The sequence below is a fragment of the Phenylobacterium sp. genome (assembly GCF_030693805.1).
Lineage (GTDB): Bacteria > Pseudomonadota > Alphaproteobacteria > Caulobacterales > Caulobacteraceae > Phenylobacterium.
In genome coordinates this window covers 1-1072 of sequence record NZ_JAUXZW010000034.1, presented here as the reverse complement: position 1 = coordinate 1072, position 1072 = coordinate 1, and the positions used below count along the sequence as shown (strand labels likewise).

Sequence of the window (1072 nt, the reverse complement as noted above, 5' to 3'; positions counted from 1 at the left end):
GGAGTCGGACGCTATCGCGACACACGAGCTGCACCTCCGCGATCCCCACACCCAGGTCAGCCTCAGTTATTTCCTCCTCCTCGCGCTGAGCGGCGGGGCTCCCCCGCGGGACTCGCTCGACGGCCCGATCCATGCCCTGCTCGACAAGCTCGTGGAGGGGGTGCGCCAGAGGCTCGTCACCGATCGCGATCTCAGCAAGCTCGCCGGTGACCTCCTGGCGAAGGAGCTCGAGCGTCTCGAGATCCCCGACTACGGCAATGATCGAAGAGCGCGACGGACCGGCCTATTCAAGAAGGCGCAAGAGATGGCGGGTCGGGAAGACGAGCTCGACGCCCTGCAGGCGCTTCTTAAGCTGAACGCGTTCCTTTCGTCCGAGCCGTTCCGCGGGCAGCTCACGACCGGGACAGTCTTCGAGAGCGGCGGAGTCCACTGGGTCTGCATGACGCCGTCCTGCGACATGGTCGATCGCCCACCCGCCGACGATCAGGATTGGTTGAAGCGGCTTCATCCGATGAAGCCGATCGTCGCCATCCGCCTGAAGTCGAAGGACGCGCCGAAGGGCCTGAAGGAGGCGGAGAACTCGCGTAGCCTCTTCATCCGCAAGGACAAGGTGGTTCACGTCTTCGACGTCACCTCCGACGTGGGCAGCCAGAACTACGAGTTCATTTACCTCCGTGGCGGTCCCATGGTCCTCGATGAGGAGACCCCAACGTTCGAGGGCTTCAGGATGTGGAGGGACGAGAACGCCGTTGAGCTGCCGGCGACGCTTCAACCGATCACGTACAGGGTCGTTGGGCAGGTGCGCGCCGACTACGCCAGCCGCTTCCTCCAGCAGACCGGCGCCTGGCTCTCACGGATCGGCGTGGACTTCATCCGTTCCGCTAACTGAAGCTTACCGAGACGTCGCCTTCGCAACCGGACCGATCGACATGACGCCCCTGGAGCGGCGCTGGCCAGGTCGACATCCTCCGGGAGGACCTGACCCCCGTTTCTCATCCAGCGATAACGAGAGGCTCGGGTTAATTTTGACCTTGGTTGAGTTGGCTGGCAAGAGGCCGGTGCGAGGAGTGGC

Annotated in this window: 1 protein-coding gene; it reads left to right on the top strand. The window is 63.9% G+C overall.

Annotated features, from left to right (window positions below):
- On the top strand, window positions 1-889 hold an 889-nt coding region (locus tag Q8M88_RS01645), incomplete at its 5' end, for a hypothetical protein (RefSeq protein WP_305594427.1).
- Window positions 890-1072: the final 183 nt, after the last annotated feature.